This window comes from Vibrio sp. D173a (assembly GCF_030248475.1).
This window is the reverse complement of sequence record NZ_JAHGAH010001514.1, coordinates 1-650: the sequence shown is the minus strand read 5'-3', so window position 1 is coordinate 650 and position 650 is coordinate 1. Positions and strand designations below refer to the sequence as shown.

General features: G+C 37.7%; 1 protein-coding gene. It reads right to left on the bottom strand.

The genetic code is table 11. From position 1 onward, the window contains the following. Positions 1 to 56: 56 nt before the first annotated feature. The coding region (locus KIV40_RS34420) for a capsular biosynthesis protein (protein ID WP_285353937.1) at positions 57 to 650 on the bottom strand (594 nt) is incomplete at its 5' end.

Below are 650 nucleotides of genomic sequence, written 5' to 3'. Positions count from 1 at the left end.
AACATCTTCACACTTTACCATACTTCGACTCCTATTCAGATTAATAAGCAGACCTCTTATTTATTTCTTAAAAAGTCTCGGTATTCATCTGGAACACCACAAAAAATAACATCTTTCCGAGGGATTAAGTGGTAATGCACTTTAAGTCCATTAGCAATTAAATAGTTATAGAGGGGTGCTACGTAGAGCTCTCCTTTTTCCCAAGTCTCTGGCTTATCTAGATACGCATAATACGCAATTAGATATTCATTTAGAGAGCGAAAATAATATAAGCCAGTACAGCATAAGTCTGAAATTGGTTTCTTTTCAGCAGTTTTGCCAACAAGGTTTGAGCCTGTACATATTGGTTTTGCGAAAGACCAGTTATCACCAGAACCTTTAAATACCTCGAAATAACCATCACCAAGTTCATCGAGAGAAGGAAATGTGAACCCAGGTCTAAATGTATCGATGTTAAAGATGGTCATGGTATCATCTTCGCAAGTATTAGTTTCTTTTCTCCACGCCTCAATACCAAGCGTAACAGTTTCAGCTTGCCCACGCGTTTCTTTTTCTAAACTCACTATATGGAATTTTTGGATACCCATACTTGATGCTTGTTCTGCCACAAACTCAGGAGTTTTGTATACGTCACGAACGATAAACAGGAA